General features: G+C 64.2%; 12 protein-coding genes. 4 read left to right on the top strand and 8 right to left on the bottom strand.

Annotated elements, in window-relative coordinates; translation table 11 throughout:
• Positions 1-46: 46 nt before the first annotated feature.
• From pdxA to AWB68_RS22960, 3 genes are all read right to left on the bottom strand, one after another.
• Positions 47-1033 carry a 4-hydroxythreonine-4-phosphate dehydrogenase PdxA gene (pdxA, locus tag AWB68_RS22970; RefSeq protein ID WP_087646646.1) on the bottom strand — a complete coding sequence of 329 codons (987 nt, stop codon included), beginning with the start codon at positions 1031-1033 and terminating at the stop codon, positions 47-49.
• Between the two features lies 1 nt (position 1034).
• The gene (locus AWB68_RS22965) at positions 1035-2387 is read right to left on the bottom strand and encodes a peptidylprolyl isomerase (RefSeq protein WP_087646672.1); all 1353 of its coding nucleotides are present in this window, start codon (positions 2385-2387) and stop codon (positions 1035-1037) included.
• 108 nt (positions 2388-2495) lie between these two features.
• The gene (locus tag AWB68_RS22960) at positions 2496-4889 is read right to left on the bottom strand and encodes an LPS-assembly protein LptD (RefSeq protein ID WP_087646645.1); all 2394 of its coding nucleotides are present in this window, start codon (positions 4887-4889) and stop codon (positions 2496-2498) included.
• 264 nt (positions 4890-5153) lie between these two features.
• Between AWB68_RS22960 and AWB68_RS22955 the strand changes: the two genes are divergently transcribed.
• The 3 genes from AWB68_RS22955 (at position 5154) to purB (ending at position 8523) form a co-directional block, all read left to right on the top strand.
• Positions 5154-6179, top strand: coding sequence for an aminoglycoside phosphotransferase family protein (locus AWB68_RS22955; protein ID WP_087646644.1), 1026 nt, complete (start codon positions 5154-5156; stop codon positions 6177-6179).
• A gap of 9 nt (positions 6180-6188) precedes the next feature.
• Positions 6189-6902, top strand: a complete 714-nt coding sequence (gene murU / locus AWB68_RS22950) for an N-acetylmuramate alpha-1-phosphate uridylyltransferase MurU (RefSeq protein WP_087646643.1) — start codon at positions 6189-6191, stop codon at positions 6900-6902.
• 232 nt (positions 6903-7134) lie between these two features.
• Complete coding sequence (purB, locus tag AWB68_RS22945; RefSeq protein WP_200828769.1) at positions 7135-8523, top strand: adenylosuccinate lyase; 1389 nt, start codon at positions 7135-7137, stop codon at positions 8521-8523.
• 60 nt (positions 8524-8583) lie between these two features.
• Here purB and AWB68_RS22940 read toward each other — a convergent pair whose 3' ends face one another.
• The 4 genes from AWB68_RS22940 to edd form a co-directional block, all read right to left on the bottom strand.
• Positions 8584-9078, bottom strand: a complete 495-nt coding sequence (locus AWB68_RS22940) for a gluconokinase (protein WP_087646641.1) — start codon at positions 9076-9078, stop codon at positions 8584-8586.
• 174 nt (positions 9079-9252) lie between these two features.
• Positions 9253-10614: a GntT/GntP/DsdX family permease gene (locus AWB68_RS22935; protein WP_087646640.1), complete on the bottom strand. Its 1362-nt coding sequence runs from the start codon at positions 10612-10614 to the stop codon at positions 9253-9255.
• A 261-nt stretch (positions 10615-10875) separates the two neighbouring features.
• Complete coding sequence (eda, locus tag AWB68_RS22930) at positions 10876-11508, bottom strand: bifunctional 4-hydroxy-2-oxoglutarate aldolase/2-dehydro-3-deoxy-phosphogluconate aldolase (RefSeq protein WP_087646639.1); 633 nt, start codon at positions 11506-11508, stop codon at positions 10876-10878.
• 95 nt (positions 11509-11603) lie between these two features.
• Complete coding sequence (gene edd, locus AWB68_RS22925; RefSeq protein ID WP_087646638.1) at positions 11604-13499, bottom strand: phosphogluconate dehydratase; 1896 nt, start codon at positions 13497-13499, stop codon at positions 11604-11606.
• A 304-nt stretch (positions 13500-13803) separates the two neighbouring features.
• On the opposite strand from edd, the gene AWB68_RS22920 reads away from it, so the two are divergent.
• A complete protein-coding gene (locus AWB68_RS22920; protein WP_087646637.1) occupies positions 13804-14643 on the top strand; it encodes a MurR/RpiR family transcriptional regulator in 840 nt (279 codons plus the stop codon).
• 266 nt (positions 14644-14909) lie between these two features.
• Here the strand turns inward: AWB68_RS22920 and AWB68_RS22915 are convergent.
• Positions 14910-18959: YadA family autotransporter adhesin (locus AWB68_RS22915; protein WP_200828768.1), on the bottom strand; the 4050-nt coding region annotated here is incomplete at its 5' end.

Below are 18959 nucleotides of genomic sequence, written 5' to 3'. Positions count from 1 at the left end.
AGAACCGCTTTGAGACTGCGTGGGTGAAATGACTCAGTGAAGTGAATCAGCCCGTGCGCCGATGGCGCGCCATCGAAACGGCGGTGTCGATCGCCGCGATCATGCTGCCGGCGTCGGCGCGGCCGGTGCCCGCGAGATCGAGCGCGGTGCCGTGATCGACCGACGTGCGGATGATCGGCAGGCCGAGCGTGACATTGATGCCTTCGCCGAACGTCGCGAACTTCAGCACCGGCAGGCCCTGGTCGTGGAACATCGCGAGCACGCAATCGGCGTCTTTCAGATAGCGCGGCTGAAAGAGCGTGTCAGCGGGAAAAGGCCCCGGCGCGTCGATGCCGAGTGAGCGGGCGCGTTCGAGCGCCGGCGCGATCACGTCGATTTCCTCGCGGCCCAGATAGCCGTTCTCGCCCGCATGCGGATTGAGCCCGGTCACGAGGATGCGCGGCGCGGACAAGCCGAAATGCGCACGCAGATCGTGATCGATGATGCGCAGCGTGTCGGCGATGCCGTCGATCGTCAGCGCCGCCGATACGTCCTTGAGCGGCAAATGCGTCGTCGCGAGCGCGACGCGCAGCGGCCGCTCGCCGGTGCCCGCCAGCATCATCACGACGCGCGGCGTGTTGGTGCGCTCGGCGAGATATTCGGTGTGGCCGGTGAACGGAACGCCGGCGTCGTTGATCGTGCTCTTTTGCAGCGGCGCGGTGACGATGGCGTCGAACCGGCCGGCGAGCGCGCCATCGATCGCCGCGTCGAGCAGGCCGAGCACGTAGCGCCCGTTGGCCGCGTCGAGCCTGCCCGCTTGCGAAGGCGCGGCCAGCGCGTGATGCTCGATCTCGACTTGCTCGCCCGACAGGCCCGGCGCCGAACCCGCGCGTTCCTGCAATAGCGTGCGGTCGCCGAGCACGGTGAAGCGCGCCGACGGCCAACGCGCCGCCGCCTGACCGAGCGCCGCTGCCGTCAATTCGGGACCGACGCCGGCGGGCTCGCCGGTGGTGATCGCGATCGAGAGCGGCCGGGCGTCGGAGGCGGCGTGCATGTTACTGGTCCTGCTGGGCGGCGATGCCCTTGTATTGCACGTACGCCGTGTCGCGCAGTTCGCGCAGCCAGTCGGAATATGCCTGCTCGGCCTTGCGCTGGCCGATCGCCTGACGCGCGATGTCGAGCTGTTGCGTGCCCGAGCCTTCGGCTTCGCGGCGTCCGAGCACCTGGATCAGGTGATAGCCGTACTCGCTGCGCACCGGGTCGCTGACGTCGCCGTCCTTCAGGTTGTTCATCGCGCGCTCGAACTCGGGCACCGTCTCGCCCGGGCTGATCCAGCCGAGATCGCCGCCCTGCGACGCCGAGCCGTCCTGCGAATACGTCCGCGCGAAGTTGGCGAAGTCGCCGCCGCCGAGCACGTCGCGCTTGATGTCGAGAAGCTTCTGCCGCGCCGCCGATTCCGACATGCCGTCCGACACGCGCAGCAGGATGTGGCGCACGTGGGTCTGCACGAGTTTTGGCGCATCGGCCGCGGTGCCCTGGCCGGTACGGCGCTCGACGAGCTTGATGATCTCGAAGCCGCCGTCGGTGCGAATCAGTTGCGGCACGACCTGCCCCGGCCGCAGCGTCGCCACCGATGTCACGATTCCGGCAGGCAGCGAACCTTGCGTGCGAAAGCCAAGGTCACCGCCCTTCGCGGCATCGGTGTCCTGCGAGTACTGCTTGGCGAGCTTCGAGAAGTCCTCGCTGCCCTGCGCTTGCTTGAGCACGGCTTCGGCCTTCGCCTGGATCGCGGCGATATCGGCCGGCGATGCGTTCGCGGGCACCTTGAACATGATGTGCTGCAGATGCAGGTCGTTCGACTGCTTGGCGTTCGGCCCACGCTGGCTCGCGATGTAGTTCGCGACTTCCGCGTCCGACACCGTGATCTTGCTGTCCACTTCCTTCTCGCGCAGCTTCGAGAGCGTGAGTTCCGTGCGCGCATCGCGGGTGAACGTCGACCAGGGCACGCCTTGCGCCTCGATGCGCGCGCGGTAGACGTCGAGCGTCATCTGGTTCTGCTGCGCGAGCCGCTCGAGCGTGCGGTTCACGGTGGCGTCGTCGACGGCGATGCCGTCTTCCTTCGCCTTTTGCAACTGGATGCGTTCGAGCACCATCTGGTCGAGGACCTGGCGCTGCAACTGCGCGGCGGGCGGCAGCGGCGCGTTTTGCTGTTGCAGGCGGCGCGTGATGAGCCCCGTGCGGTCTACGAGTTCGCGTTGCGTGATCACGTCGCTGTTGACGACCGCGACGACCGAATCGGCAACTTGCGCGTTGCCGCTGCCCTTCGACAAGGCCTGTGCACCGGCCGGTGAACTCAGAAAAAGCGCCGCGGCGAATGCGCCCGCTGCCAGCGTTGTCGATCGAAACATGTTCATATGTGCCACGGATACTCCATCAAATACGGGTCTTGCCCGCTCGTGTGCTGCTTGTCCTGCGGATATTCGCGCGCTGCGTCGCTTCTCGGTCGACGATATCCGTCACTCGTAGTTGGTGAAGCGTGCGAGCGGCGGTGGCGCAGGCGGCGGAGTCTGGTAGCCCTGCACGCTCGAGCGGAACGCGGTCACGAGACCGTTATCGACGTTCGACAGGCCCTTGAACGTGAGCTGCGCGAGCACGCGCGTGCCCGACGCCGACTGGCCCGTGGTCGTGACGCCGTTCGCGTAGCGTTGCATGCCGAAGCCGAATTGCCAGCAGTCGGCATCGTACTGGAAGCCGACCAGACCGTCGACGAGCCGATGGCTCGCGAGATCGTAGTTCACTCGCGCGACGCCATAGAGCCGCAGCGTGAGCGGCCACTGTGCCGAAAACAAGATCTGGTTGATCGGCTCGTTCACCAGCGTGGTCGCGTTCTGGCGCGTATAGCGATAACCGACGTTCACCACCTCCCGGACGGCCGGGCTGAACGAGAAGCCGATGCTCGAACGCACGAGCTGATTGTTGTCGGCATTATATTGGAACGCGGTTTCCGACGCGAAACCCGCGCCCAGCTTGACCGATGCACCCGCGATCAGGTCCGAGTGCTTGGCCTGGTCGAGCGACGTGCCCGGCGTGATCGTGACCCGCTGGCTCTGGAAATAGTACTGCTGCGCGATCACGAAGCGCGCGCGTTCGTCGCCCGTCGCCGGGTTGATGAAGCGCGTCGTGAGGCCGGCCGTCAGGCGGTTCGCATCGGCGATCCGGTCGTTGCCGACGAACGTGTTCGGCGTGTAGATTTCCGCGAGGCCGAAGTCGGCTTCGGCGGTGTCGAAGATCGGCGCGAAGTCCTGGTTGTGATACGGCGTGTAGACGTAGTAGAGCCGCGGTTCGAGCGTCTGGATGTAGTCCTGGCCAAACACCGTCACCGAGCGGTCGAAGATGAGACCGGTGTCGAACGAGAGCGTCGGGATCGATTCGGTGAAGTTCTTCGGCTCGTTCGGCGGCAGGAAACCTATGGTGCCCGGCTGCAAGCCCGTCTGGATGTTCGACAGGTCATACGACGCGAAGTGCCATTGCACCTTCGGCGTGACGAAGTAGCCCGGCGCGTTGACCGAATAGCTCAGGTACGGATTGAAGACGAACCGCTGGCCCTGGGTCGCCCCGTCTTGCGTGATCGTGAAGCGCGTGTAGTCCGCTTCCGCGCCGAAGTCGAAGCCGCCGACGTTGTACTTGTGGTACTGCACGTTCAACTGCGGCTCGCGCGCGTACGGCGGAACCGACGGCTGCAGCGTCTGCCAGCGCTGCTCCCGCGCGAGCACCGACCACGGGCCGTTGTTGTACGTCACCCCGGCTTCCTGCTGATACAGCAACTGCGTGCCGTTCAGGAACTGGTTGAACGCGTTCCCGAGGTCTTCCGGATATTGATTGTCGGAGACCTTGTTGTAGTTGACGTACCCGGCGAATCCACCGCCGAAGTTTTGCTGATGCTGGATGTAGAGCGCGTAGCGGTTCGTGTGCGTCTGACGATCGTCCGGCAGAAACTCACCCGTGATCGTGCCCGAGTAAGTGGGCGACAGGTAACGGTAGGTTGCCGCCGTCTGCACGCCGCGCCGCGTCATCAGGCGCGGCGTCACCGTCAGGTCGCGGTTCGGCGCGATGTTGAAGTAATACGGAATGATCGCTTCGAAACCGGTCGTCGAACTGAGCGAAAAGGTCGGCGGCAAGAGGCCGCTGCGCCGGTCGCCCGACAGCGGAAACGACAGCCACGGGCTCGCGACGATCGGCACGCCCTGGAAGAAGAGCACGCCGTTATGCGCGACGCCCTCGTCTGCGCCGGTATCGAAATCGAACGACGTGCCCTTGATGTACCACGCCGGATCGGACTCGCACGAGCACGCCGTGTAGGTGCCGTGATCGACGCGCGCCTGCTCGTTGTTGAGCAGGTCGACGCGCTCGGCGCTGCCCGATCCGCCCGACAGGTTGAACCGGTACTTCGGGTTCGTCATGTAGCCTTCGTTCGCTTCTACGCTCATGTGCGCTTCCGGACCGGCGAAGGTATTGCCGTTGCTGATGATCCTGACATTGCCGTATGCATCGGCCATGTCGGTGTCCTGGTCGTAATGCAGCGCATCCGACTTGATCACCGACACGTTCCTGCGCACTTCCGCCGAGCCTTTCGCGGACATGTCCTCGTCGGTGGTGCCGGTCGCCTTGTCACCGAGGAGGAAAGTGGCCGGCTGATCGCCGGGCGTGACCGGCCGCTCTTCGAGCTGCGGTGCGAGGCGCAGGCTGCCGGGGCCGTCGAGCGGCTGCGGCTCGGCCGCCGCGCCCGCGAGCTGTGCGTGCGCGAGCGCGGGCATGAGACCGGGAGCCGCCAGCAGCGCCGCGACGAGCCGCCGTCTGCGTGGCAGTGCATGACGCTTGGTAATCGATATTGGAAACTGTCGTGGCGGCATGTATGGGTGGCGGTTCGATCCCGTTATGCGTCCGCGAGCGCTGAATGCCTTGAACTCGCACCCGAGTACGCACTGAGCCGCGCAGTCGTATCCGGCAATCCGCTTGCAAACGCAGGCGGCTGCAAGGGGAATCGGTTGCGAACGAAAGATGGCACTCGATCGAATAGCGACGCTGCGGTGCTCGCGCCTGGGCGCCGGGCGAAAACGGATCGCTTAAAAAAGTCGTGGGGTATTATATGGCAAGATGTTTTGCCCCTCGAATTTATGACGCACATTCCCAACGACGCACGCCTTACACAGCTTTACGCCTGGCTCGATACGTTCGCCGAACGCCATCGACTGGATCTCCCGAGTCTCGCGCCCGCGTCGACCGATGCCAGTTTCCGGCGCTACTTCCGGCTCGGCAGCGGCGGGGAATCCGGCAAGACGCTGATCGCCGTCGATGCCCCGCCGCCCGAAAAGTGCCGCGAGTTCGTGCAGGTCGCGGGTCTCCTGGCCGAAGCCGGCGTGCATGTGCCGGCGGTTCTCGAAACCGATTTCGACGCCGGCTTCATGCTTGTCACCGATCTCGGCACAACGTCCTATCTTTCCGTCCTCGATGAAAAGAACGCGCGGCCGCTGATGCGCGCCGCGCTCGACGCGCTGATCCGCTTCCAGTCGACCTCGCGCGAAGGCGTGCTGCCGCCGTTCGACGAAGCGTTCCTGCGGCGCGAGATGGAATTGATGCCCGAATGGTTCGTCGGGCGGCATCTCGGGCACGTGCTTACCGAAAGCGAACGCAAGGTGCTCGACGATACCTTCGCCGCGCTCGTGCAAAGCGCGCTCGCCCAGCCGCAAGTCTTCATGCTGCGCGATTTCATGCCGCGCAATCTGATGGTGTGCGAGCCGAACCCCGGCGTGCTCGACTTTCAGGACGCGGTGTACGGCCCGATCACCTACGATTTGGCGTCGCTGCTGCGCGATGCGTTCATCAGCTGGGACGAGGAGTTCCAGCTCGACTGCATCGCGTATTACTGGGAACACGCGAAGAAGGCCGGTTTGCCGGTCGATGCGGACTTCGGCGAGTTCTACCGGCAGGTCGAATGGATCGGCCTGCAGCGCCACATCAAGGTGCTGGGACTTTTCAGCCGCATTTATCATCGCGATGGCAAGCCGCAATATCTCGCCGACTTGCCGCGTTTCATCGGGTATGCACGCAAGGCGGCCGAGCGCTACCGGCCGCTGCGTCCGTTCGCCCGGCTGCTCGATACGCTCGAAGGCCGTGCCGTCGATGTCGGCTACACGTTTTAAGCGCGCCGCATGACGTTTCCCCTCAAGAAGGCGATGATCTTCGCCGCCGGGCGCGGCGAGCGCATGCGTCCACTCACCGATACCTGTCCGAAGCCGCTGCTCCAGGCGGGCGGAAAACCGTTGATCGTCTGGCAGATCGAGCGACTCGCCGCGGCCGGCGTCGAAACGATCGTGATCAACCACGCGTGGCTCGGCGAACAGATCGAAGCGGCGCTCGGCGACGGCTCGCGCTGGGGCGTGCAATTGCGCTACTCGGCGGAAACGCAGGCGCTGGAAACGGCCGGCGGGATCGCGCAGGCGCTGCCGCTGATCGAAGAGCGCGGCGAGCCGGCGGTGTTCGTGGCCGTCAGCGGCGATGTGTTCTGCGATTTCGACTACGGCGTGCTCGCGGCGCATGCGGCCAGGCTCGCCGCGTCCGACCAACCCGGCATGCATCTCGTGATGGTGCCGAACCCGCGCTTTCACCCCGAGGGCGACTTCGCGCTGAACGACGGAAAGCTGTCGCTCGACGGCACGCCGCGCTATACGTTCGGCAACATCGGCGTGTACGACACCCGGATGTTTCGCGACCTCGCGCCCGGCACGCGGCGCGCACTGACGCCTTACTACCGCGAAACGATCGCGGCGCGACGGGCGAGCGGCGAACTGTATGAAGGCCGCTGGGAGAACGTCGGAACGCCGGAGCAGTTGAAGGCGCTCGATCTGGCATTGCGCGGCGATTAAGTCTGCCCGTTGCCCCTGACTTTGGGGGCACTCCCGCGCCCGGCCTGGTCGCCGCGTAGTTTTTGGCGAAATCCATGCACCCGTTCCGCGCCGCAGACTAGATTTGTCGGCGGCGCTTGATCCTCGCATCAAAACCGCCCGCCGCCGCGTCGGCCTTCGCTCCCGCGCCCGGTCTAGTCCTCGTCCGATGTTAAAATCCGTGGTTCTCCCGTCCCAAGCCGCGGCTGCCACCATGTCCGATACCCGTCCCGATACCCTCTTCGCGCTCACCGCGCTGTCGCCGCTCGACGGCCGTTACGCCGCCAAGACCGAAGCCCTGCGCGAATGGCTCTCCGAGGCCGCCTTCATGCGGCATCGCGTGATGGTCGAAATTCACTGGCTGATCGCGCTTTCGCGCGCCGGCTTCGCCGAAGTGCCGCGCTTCTCCGATGCATCCGAGCAATTCCTGCTGCAACTCGTCGAGCGTTTCACCGCGCACGACGCCGCGCGCATCAAGGACATCGAGCGCGTGACGAATCACGACGTGAAGGCCGTCGAATACTGGCTGAAGGAATCGGTCAAGGGCCAGCCGGAACTGGAACGCGCGAGCGAGTTCATCCACTTTGCGTGCACGTCCGAGGATATCAACAACACGTCGCACGGGCTGATGCTCGCCGGTGCCCGCGAACACGTGATCCTTCCCGCGCTGCGCTCGGTGCACGAACGCCTCGTCAAGCTCGCGCACGAACACGCCGCGCAGCCGATGCTCTCGCGCACGCACGGCCAGCCCGCCAGCCCGACGACGCTCGGCAAGGAAATCGCCAACGTCGCAGCGCGTCTTTCGCGCGCGATCGAGCGTATCGCCGCCGTGCCGCTGTTGGGCAAGATGAACGGTGCGGTCGGGAACTACAACGCGCATCTGTCGGCGTATCCGGAGTTCGACTGGGAAGCGTTTTCGAAGGAAGTGGTCGAGCAACGGCTGAAGCTCACCTTCAACCCGTACACGATCCAGATCGAGCCGCATGACTACATGGCCGAACTCTTCGATGCCATCTCGCGCGCCAACACGATCCTGCTCGACCTCGACCGCGACGTGTGGGGCTACATCTCGGTCGGCTATTTCAAGCAGCGGACCAAGGCCGGCGAAATCGGTTCGTCGACGATGCCGCACAAGGTCAATCCGATCGACTTCGAGAACTCGGAAGGCAACCTGGGGCTCGCGAACGCGACGCTGCGCCATCTCGCCGACAAGCTGCCGATTTCGCGCTGGCAGCGCGACCTGACCGATTCGACGGTGCTGCGCAATATCGGCGTGGCATTCGGGTATTCGCTGCTGTCATACGATTCGCTGATTCGCGGGCTGGACAAGCTCGAAGTGAACGCGGCGCGCCTGAACGAAGATCTCGACAACACGTGGGAAGTGCTCGCCGAGCCGGTGCAGACGGTGATGCGCCGGTATGGCATCGAGAATCCGTATGAGCAGTTGAAGGAACTGACGCGCGGCAAGGGCATCACGCGCGAGGGATTGCAGGCGTTCATCAGTGGCCTCGCGATTCCCGATGATGCGAAGAAGCTGCTGCTGGAGATGACGCCGGCTTCGTATGTCGGCAAGGCGGTGGAACTGGCGAAGCGGATCAAATAACGCACGCGGCTGATCGAAAAAGGGCGTCCCGAGGGACGCCCTTTTTGCTGCAACCGCGCTTCAGCGCTCTTTCACCTCTTTAAGCACCTTCTCGACGATCTGATCCGGCGTCATTGCGATATCCGCCTCGATCGCCTCGTCCGGGCCGGGCGGCTCGAGCGTGTCGAGCTGGCTTTGCAGCAGCGACGGATCGAAGAAGTGTCCCTTGCGCTCGCCCAGCCGCTCGCGCAGCAATTCCGCCGTGCCGTGCAGATACACGAACGTCACGTCGCGGTCGCCGGCGCGAAGGATGTCGCGATATGCGCGCTTGAGCGACGAACACGTAAACACAGCCGTCTCTCGTGTGCGCTGCTTTTCCTCAATCGCGGCGCGGATCGTCCGGAGCCAGGGCCAGCGGTCCTCGTCGGTCAGCGGGATGCCGTGATGCATCTTCTCCTTGTTGGACTCGCTGTGAAAGGTGTCGCCATCGGTGAAGGCGCAGTTCAGCCGCTCCGCCAGCATTTCGCCAATCAGCGACTTGCCGCAGCCCGAAACGCCCATTGCGATCAGTATCATTGAAGTCTCCTGTCGACCAGAGTTGGCGCTTTAGCGCTTACTCTGGTCCCATGCAAAGCTGTCGACCAGAGTTGGCGCTGTCGACCCGAGTTGGCGCTTTAGCGCCTTACTCGGGTCCCATGCGCTTACTCTGGTCCCATGCAAAGCTGTCGACCAGAGTTGGCGCTGTCATGCCTACACAACCGCCGCCAGACCGAAGGTCAGTCCCAAACCCAGCAGCGAAATAATCGTCTCGCACAGCGACCACGTCTTGAACGTCTGGCCGACCGTCATGCCGAAATACTCCTTGATCAGCCAGAAACCGCCATCGTTCACGTGCGAGAAAATCAGCGAGCCTGCGCCCGTCGCGAGCACCAGCAACTCCGGCTTGACGGTCCCGCCCGCCGCGGCCGCGATCGGTGCGACGATGCCGCAGGCGGTCGTCATCGCGACTGTCGCGGAACCCGTCGCCAGACGAATCAGCGCGGCGACGAACCAGCCGAGCAGCAACGGCGACAAGTTCGCCTGCGACGCCGAGGCGACGATCTGCTGCGAAATCCCGCTTTCCCGCAGGATGTTGCCGAAGCCGCCGCCCGCACCGACGATCAGCGTAATCCCCGCGATCGGCGCGAGACAGTCGCCGCAGAACTTCTGGATCTGCGCGCGATTGAAGCCGCGCGCCGCACCGAACGTGTAGAAGCTGACCAGCACGGCGATCAGGAGCGCGATATCCGATGAACCGATGAAGTGCAGCAGGTCGTTCGGCAGCGTCTTCGGCGTGAAGACGAGATCGGCCCAGCTTCCGACCAGCATCAGGATCACGGGCAGCAGGATCGTGAAGAGCGTGATGCCGAAGCCCGGCAGGTCGCGTTTCTGTCCTTCGGTATGCGTTTCGACGAATTGTTCGGCGAGCGGGTTGTTTTCCGGCAGCTTGATGTACTTGTGGATCATCAACGCGAAGAGCGGCCCCGCGACGATCGCTGTCGGGATGCCGACGATCAGACCATACGCAATCGTCTTGCCGATGTCGGCGTGATAAGCCTGCACGGCAAGGAGCGCGGCCGGGTGCGGCGGAATCAGGCCGTGCACGACCGACAGCCCCGCGACCATCGGCAGGCCGATCAGCAGCAGCGACTTGCCGGTCCGCTTCGCGACGTTGAAGGCGATCGGAATCAGCAGCACGAAACCGACTTCGAAGAACACCGGCAAGCCGACGATGATCGCAACAACCATCATCGCCCAGTGAATGTTCTTCTCGCCGAACAAGTGGATCAGCGTATTCGCGATCCGCTCCGCGCCGCCCGATTCGGCCATCATCTTGCCGAGCATCGTGCCGAGGCCCACCACCACCGCGATGTGGCCGAGCGTGTTGCCATTGCCGGTCTCGAACGCCTTGACGATCTTGTCCATCGGCATGCCGACGGCCAGGCCCAGCAGCAGCGATACGATCAGAAGTACGAGGAATGGATAGACCCTGTAGCGAGTGATCAGCAGGATCAGCAATGCGATCGCAATGACCGCGTAGACGAGCAGCATGCTGCCGTGGACAGCTTCCATGAAGCGCCTCCTTTTGGTTTTGTTGACGTTCTCGCTACGGGTGCGTTTGCCGCCGCCTGCTTGCTTCTTGTCGCGGCGTCCGGCAAGCGTACACGTGGCGCCGAGGAATCCGGATTTTACTTGTTACGTGCCGATTTGCCGCGTGTCCGCAGTGATCCGCTATCAATCGGCAAGCTCTCATCAATACAAAAAAAACCTCCGGGACGCGTGGTCGCAGAGGCTTTCGCGGGTGTGGAACGCTGGCGCGCCCGGGTCAGCCGATCAGGCCGGCGCGGCCAGCGCGCTCGCCGCGCGCGCGAGGCGCGTGACTTCCTCCCAGTTCTGCGCCGCGAGCGCCGACTTGGGCGTCAGCCACGATCCGCCTACGCAGACCACGTTCGGCTGCGCGAGGAAACTCGTCGCGGTTTCAGCGGTGATGCCGCCAGTCGGACAGAACTTGAGCGTCGGGAACGGGCCGTGGAACGCCTGCAGCATCGGAATGCCGCCGGCCTGCTGGGCCGGGAAGAACTTGACGATCTCGTAGCCGAGTTCGAGCGCCTGAATGATGTCGCTCGGCGTCATCACACCGGGCAGCAGCGGCAAGCCGGCGTCTTGCGCCGCCTTGTGCATGTCCCTCGTGAGTCCCGGCGACACGCCGAACTGCGCGCCCGCCTTCTTCGCCTGCGCGCAATGCTCGGGTTTCGTGATCGTGCCGACGCCGACGACGATGTCGTCCGAGAGCTGGCTCGCCCGTTCGATTGCGCCGATCCCCGCCGCCGTGCGCAGCGTGATCTCCAGCACCTTGACGCCGCCCGCATGCAACGCGCGCGACACGTTTTCACCCTGTTCGACCGAATCGAATGCGAGCACCGGAATCACCGGGCCCAGACGTACGATTTCGCTTACCGTTTTCATGTGATGCGACTCCTGTCAGGTGCGGCGCTTTGGTTTTTTTGTCCGCGAGTTTGTCTCTCAGGTCCTGCGCCGGCATGGCTGAGCGGCTCAGTGGCTCAATGCGTTGCGTGCGATACGTGCGTCGTGTGCGGATGATGCACAGCCTGCGGCGCGTGCGTTTCGCCGACCATCGCCCCGAACACCGATGCGCCCTGCTCCGCCGGCAATGCCGCGCTGCGGAATACGCCGAACAGCTCGCGGCCGAAACCCACTTCGTTCGCCGCCTGGTGGCGCGGCGTCTCGACGGCTCGCGCCGCCCATGTCTTCGAATCGATTTCGATGTCGAGCACGCCAGCCTGCGCGTCGATGACGATCGTGTCGCCGGTGCGCACCTTGCCGAGCGGCCCTTGCAACAACGCTTCCGGCGACACGTGGATCACCGCCGGCACTTTCCCCGATGCGCCCGACATCCGGCCATCGGTCACGAGCGCGACATGAAAGCCCTGATCCTGCAACACGCCGAGAAGCGGCGTCAATCGATGCAACTCCGGCATGCCGTTGGCACGCGCACCCTGGAACCGCACGACCGCGACGAAATCACGCTTGAGCTCGCCCTTGTCGAACGCTTCCTGCACTTCTTCCTGCGAATTGAACACGATGGCCGGCGCCTTCACCACGCGATGCTCCGGCGCCACCGCGGAAATCTTGATCACGCCGCGTCCGAGCTTGCCCTGCATCAGGCGCAGGCCGCCGTCTGGCGCGAACGGCTCCGTGATGCTGCGCAGCACCTTGGTGTCGTGGCTCTCTTCGGTGCCTGCCACCCATTCCAGCTTGCCGTCGATGAGCTTTGGTTCCCGAGTGTAATGCGCAAGTCCCGGACCCGCGACGGTTTTCACGTCTTCGTGCAGCAGGCCCGCTTCGAGCAGGTTGCGCACGAGGAACGCGACGCCGCCCGCCGCGTGGAAATGATTCACGTCGGCTTTGCCATTCGGGTAGATCTTGGCGAGAAGCGGCACGGACTGCGAGAGTTCGTCGAAGTCGTTCCAGTCGATCACGATGCCCGCCGCCCGCGCGATCGCCACCAGATGCAGCGTGTGGTTGGTCGAGCCGCCCGTCGCCAGCAACGCGACGATGCCGTTCAAGATCGCCTTTTCATCGACGATATGGCCGATCGGCGTGTAGTGGCCGCGCTCGGCGGTCAGTTCGAGCACGCGCTTCGCGGCTTGCGCGGTGAGCGCGTCGCGCAGCGGCGTGTGCGGGTGGACGAACGCCGAACTCGGCAAATGCAGGCCCATCACCTCCATCAGCATCTGGTTGCTGTTCGCCGTGCCGTAGAAGGTGCAGGTGCCGTGGCTGTGATACGCCGCCGATTCCGCTTCGAGCAACGCGCCGCGGTCGCACTGGCCGGTCGCGAACTGCTGGCGGACCTTGGCCTTGTCGTCGTTGGTGAGACCGCTCGTCATCGGGCCGGCCGGCACGAAAATGGTCGGCAGATGGCCGAACTGCAACGCGCCGATCAGCAGGCCGGGCACGATCTTGTCGCAGATGCCGAGGCAGAGCGCCGCGTCGAACATGTTGTGCGTGAGCGCGACCGCCGTGCTCATCGCGATCACTTCGCGCGAGAACAGCGACAGTTCCATGCCGGCGTTGCCCTGCGTGATGCCGTCGCACATCGCGGGCACGCCGCCCGCGAATTGCGCGACGCCGCCGCTTTCGCGCGCCGCCTGCTTGATGATGTCAGGGAAATTCTTGTACGGCGCGTGCGCCGAGAGCATCTCGTTATACGACGAGACGATGCCGATATTCGGCTCGCGCACCGACTTGATCGCAAACTTCTCCTGGCCTTCGAGGCCGGCGAAGCCGTGGGCGAGGTTCGCGCACGAAAGCGCGCCGCGTGCCGGGAACTGCCCGTGCGCGCTCGCGATGCGTGTCAGATAGGCTGCGCGCGTCGGCTTGCTGCGTTCGATCACGCGGTCGGTGACCTTCTTCAATTGCGGATGCAGGGAAACCATCGAAACTCCTTCGCCTCGCTCCGCGTGAATACGCCGTCGAGGTGCTTGGGTTGAATGTCGCGGGGATCGGCAACTGCTGTTCGATGTGTCTCTGTGCCGAGTGCCACGATGTTAGTAGAAAAACTACACGATTGCAACGAGCTTTTACGCCTCGCCGTTAAGCGTCCACTTAGACGCCATTAGCTTTACTGGTATGCCGATCAGGGAAATCCCTGATCTCCTGGCGATGCTTTTATGTAGTATTTGTACATGATCGATCATCGGCTATAGTCCAACGCAATTTCCAGCATAGGCGAGATTCCCGATGTTGCTGTCCCAAGTCGAAGCGATGCGCGAACAATTGCGTCCGTCCGAGCGCAAGCTCGCCGATTACGTCCTCGAAGCGCCGCGCGAAGTGCTCGATCTCGCGATGACCGACTTCGCGGCGCGCGTCGGCGTCAGTCAGCCGACGATCGCGCGTTTTTGCCGCGCGCTCGGCTTCTCGGGCTTTCGCGAATTCAAGATCCGCCTCGCGCAAAGCGTCGCAGGAGACATGCCCACGGTCTATCGCGACGTGCGCACGGACGAACCGGCCGCGGGCGTCGCGGCGAAGGTGCTTGACCGGACGATCGGCGCGCTGATCCAGGTGCGCAACAGCCTGTCGACGGACAGCGTCGCGGCGGCGATCGCGCTCCTCGCCGACGCACGGCGCATCGAGTTCTACGGCGCGGGCGGCTCGGGCATCGCCGCGCTCGATGTGCAGCACAAGTTTTTCCGGCTCGGCGTGCCGTCGGTGGCCTATTCCGATCCCCATACGTATACGACGTCGGCGGCGCTGCTCGGCGCGGGCGATGTCGTCGTCGCGATCTCGAACACCGGGCGCACGAAGGACATTCTCGACGCGTGCAAGTCGGCGCTCGACGGCGGCGCGCGGGTGATCGCGATCACGCACGGCAATTCGCCGCTCGCGCGCATGGCAAGCGTGGGGCTGTTCGCGAACGTCGACGAAGATACCGACATCTTTTCGCCGATGACCTCGCGAGTCTCGCATCTGGCAATCGGCGATATTCTGGCGGTGGGTGTTGCGCTGGCGCGCGGGCCGCAGTTGGCGGAGAAGCTGGCGCAGGCGAAAGATGTGCTTGAAAAGCGGCGGGTTGGCGCTTGAGGTTGACCGACCGTCAGCGCCTGGAACGTTGCGGATCGCGCTTCGCATGAGCCGGCGGCGCGCCCGGCGTGCATCGCGATTCGGCGTGCATCAATAAAAAAGCGGGCTCTTCCGAAGAAGAGCCCGCTTTTTGTTTGATGCGATGCAGAGGTTGCCGATCCGTCCGTCGCGGCCGACTCTCGCGAATCGACTGTTGGGCCGGACCGGCCGCCGGGGACAACGCATCGAAATGCGCCGCCCCGACGTCCGGCTAGCAGACTACCGGCTTACCACTGATACGAAGCGCCAGCGCCAACCGTCGTGCCGCTCGAGCTCCAACCCGCGCCCACGCGAACCTTGATGTTCTGCGTGATGCGAGCCGTGCCGCCGATGGCCGTTGCCGCATAACCGCGGTACGTGCCGCCGCCGACGCCGATCGACAGCGTCTTGTTCGCGTCGACGTCCGGGATCATCGTCAGCGCCGTAGCTGCCGCGATACCGCCGTACGACTTGCGAGCGACGTCGTTCAAGCCCGACTGCACTGCGCCCAACTGGTTCATGTTGACCGCGTCCGTGCCGTTGATGCCCGGCGCGACGTTGGTCAAACGACGCTCGTTGCCTTCCGAACCGATCGAGACCGTGTTCGGCTGATCGGCGACGGAGTTGGCACCCAGCGCGACGGCATTGTCTGCCGGAGCTTTAGCGTTGTGGCCGAGAGCCAGCGAGTCCTTGCCGCCCGACGAGGAGCCGGCGCCCACTGCAACGCCACCGTTGCCGGCAGCACCAGCACCGTTACCGAGGGCCAGCGAGCCATCGCCACCTGCGTTGGCGCCGTTGCCGACTGCGAGCGAACCCGAACCCGTTGCCGTCGGCGCCGGACCCGTGCTGCCGGAACCGATCGGACCCACAGCGACTACCGAGCTACCCGTCGTGCTGACGTTCTTGATCGCCGTGCCCAACTCGTCGACCTTGGCGTTCGTGGCGAACAACTGCTTGCCCGTCACTGCGTCCGTGCTGGTAGCCGACAGATTTGCGTCCGTCAGGTTCGTCAGCGACGTGCTCGTCGTGGCAGCCGTGCCGCCCAAGGTGACCTTGTCGTGCGCCGTCGAGTCGTACGACACCGAGTTTGCCGACGAACCGATGGTGGTCAGCGTTTGCTTGATGCCAGCGATGTCGGTCGTGTTCGACGTCACACGGCCGTCGATGTTCGACAGTGCGTCACCGACGTTATGCACCGACGTACCGCCAACGACGAACGTCGGCTGCGTGATCGAGCCATCCTTGTTCAGCGCTGCGCCGCCACCGATCGCCGTTGCCAGGCCTTGACCAGCGGAGAACAACTGCGAACCGTTGATCGCGTTCAGGCTGTCGGAGCTCACATCACCGGCTGCGACGTTGGTGATCTTGCGAGCAACACCATCCTTGTTGGCGATGTTGAGTTCCGTGCCGCCCGTCAAAGCGCCGACCGTGATGGCACTCGTCGGGGTGTCCTGCGTAACGAGGCTGGTACCGACCTTGCCGATCTGGGTCTTCACGTCGTTAAGACCGCTATCCAGCGCACCGAGTGCGGCACCGACGTTGTTCTGCGTACCGCCCTGGACGTTGTATGTCGGGCCTGTCACCTTGCCGTCCGCGCCAACTGCTGCGCCGCCGCCAAGTGCCGCGACCGCCGGCTTCAACTGACCAACCGTTGCTGCCGAGTTGTCGCCCGTGCCTGCTGCAACACCGGTCAGCTCACGCGGACCTGCGGTGCCTGCGAAGTTCACGTGCGTACCGGCCGTCGCTGCTGCAACCAGAACGTCCTGGTCAGCAGCAGACTGGGTCACGAGGCTCGTTCCGCCGCCCGTGCCAAGACCTGCAACCTTGTCGTTCAACTGCTTGACGTTCACTGCGTCAGTATCGCCCGTGCCCGTTGCCACGTTCACGATCTTGCGCTCGCTATCCTTCGCGCCAACCGAGACCACGTTGCTTTGCGAACCATCGCTGCCAGCACCGAGGATCACGCTGTTGACACCCGCGACCTTCGTGTTGCTGCCGAGAACGAAGGAGCTCGTACCCGTCACCGAGACGTTGTTACCCAAGACGACCGAGTTCGCACCCTTGACCAGATTCTTCGAACCGACTGCGATGGCGTTGTCCGTCGTCGCGTTGGCGGTGTCGCCGATGTTCGAGTTGTTACCGATCACGATGCTGTCGGTCGAACCCGATTGAGCATAGTTACCGATAGCCAGCGCACGTGCACCGTTCGTTGCTTCCGCGTTGACGCCGATTGCCGTCGAACCCACGCCGCTCGAAACTGCCGAGTTACCGATTGCAACCGAACCTTCGCGGCCAGCGCTCGTGTTCGTACCGATCGCGACCGACTGGTCACCGTTCGCGTGCGTGTTCAGGCCGATGGCGACCGAATCCGTACCGAGGGCTTCGATCTGTCCTTGCTTGTCCGTCGGACCTGCCTTGATCATGTCCGCCGGCGTGATCGTCGAAGCGGCGAGCTGGGTGACGCTCTGACTCATCATCGTCAGCGAGCGCGTGCTCTTCGCCTTCGAATCGGCGATCAACTGCGTCACCTGACCCAGGTTGACTGCATCGTTGTCATCCTGACCGTCGGCCACTTGCGTAAGCCTGCGCTGCACCGTCGCACTACCGAACGACACGACGTTCGCCTGGCTGGCTTGCGAACCGATACCGATCGCGACCGAGTTCCTGCCGCTTGCCACTGAGTCACGGCCGATTGCCAGCGCGCCAGCCGCGTTCGCGAAGGCGTTGCCGCCGATCGCGACCGAGTCGGTGCCCGAAGCCTGAGCCGTTGCTGCAACGCTCGCGCCGAAACGGACGTACTTCAGGCTGGTGTTGACCGACTTGAAGTCGGTCGCCAGGGTGTTCAATTGGCCGACCGTTGCTGCGTCGGTTGCATCGACGCCATCAGCGACGTTCGTCAACTTTACCGGTGCCGGGGCAGCCGTGCCGCCCAGCGTGATCTTGTCGTGCGACGGCGTGTCGTACTTCACTGAATCCGTGCCGGCGCCGTTCTTCGCCACTGCATCGAGGGCCTTGCCCACATCCGCGTAGTCCGTACCCGCGACGTTGTACGTCGGAGCCTTGATCGTGCCGTCCGGATTCAGCGCGGCACCACCGCCCAGCGCTGCAGCGGTCGTCGATCCGAGCTTGTACAACTGCGAACCGTTGATCGCGTCCTTGCTCGTCGAGCTGACATCACCCGCCGTCAGGTTCGTGATCTTCGTGCCCGACGTGCCTTCCAGCGTGACCTTGTCCTTCGTGCCCAGGTTGTCATACGCGACGAAGGCGTTCGTCGGGTTGCCGCTCGAATCGGTCTTTACGCCGATAGCATTCAACTGGTTGACGTTCACCGCGTCCGTACCGGCCTTGCCTGCTGCTACGTTGGCCAGCACCACCGGCGTCGTCGAACCCTTGCCACCGAACGTGACCTTGCCCTTCGTCGTGTCGTCATACGCGACGAACGAGTTCGTCACGTTGCCGCTCGAATCAACCGTTGCGCCCAGACCCTGCAACTGGCCCAGATTGACCGCGTCCTTGGCTGCCGTACCCGCTGCCACGTTGTGGATCTGCGTGCCGTTCGTGCCGCCCAGCGTGATTGCTGCCTTCGTTGCGTCGTCATACGCGACAAACGGGTTCGTCACGTTGCCGCTCGAATCGGTCTTTACACCGATGTCGTTCAACTGCTTGACGTTCACCGCGTCTGTGTCGGCCTTGCCTGCTGCTACGTTAGCCAGCGTCACCGGCGTCGTCGAACCCTTGCCGCCGAACGTGACCTTGCCCTTCGTCGTGTCGTCATACGCGACGAACGAGTTCGTCACGTTGCCGCTCGAATCGACCGTTGCGCCCAGACCCTGCAACTGGCCCAGATTGACCGCATCCTTCGCCGCCGTACCCGCTGCCACGTTGTGGATCTGCGTGCCGTTCGTGCCGCCCAGCGTGACTGCTGCCTTGCTTGCGTTGTCATATGCGACGAAGGCGTTCGTTGCATTGCCGAGCGAGTCGAGCTTGCCGCCAAGCGCTTCCAACTGGTTGACGTTCACCGCGTCCGTACCGGCCTTGCCTGCTGCGACATTAGCCAGCGTCACCGGCGTCGTCGAACCCTTGCCGCCGAACGTGACCTTGCCCTTCGTCGTGTCGTCATACGCCACGAACGAGTTCGTCACGTTGCCGCTCGAGTCGACCGTCGCGCCCAGACCCTGCAACTGGCCCAGATTGACCGCGTCCTTGGCTGCCGTACCCGCTGCCACGTTGTGGATCTGCGTGCCGTTCGTGCCGCCCAGCGTGATTGCTGCCTTCGTTGCGTCGTCATACGCGACAAA

Origin of the sequence: Caballeronia choica (genome assembly GCF_001544535.1) — a bacterium.
In the GTDB taxonomy this organism is placed as follows: domain Bacteria; phylum Pseudomonadota; class Gammaproteobacteria; order Burkholderiales; family Burkholderiaceae; genus Caballeronia; species Caballeronia choica.
The sequence above is the reverse complement of the archived record's forward strand: the minus strand, read 5'-3'. Positions and strand labels throughout refer to the sequence as shown.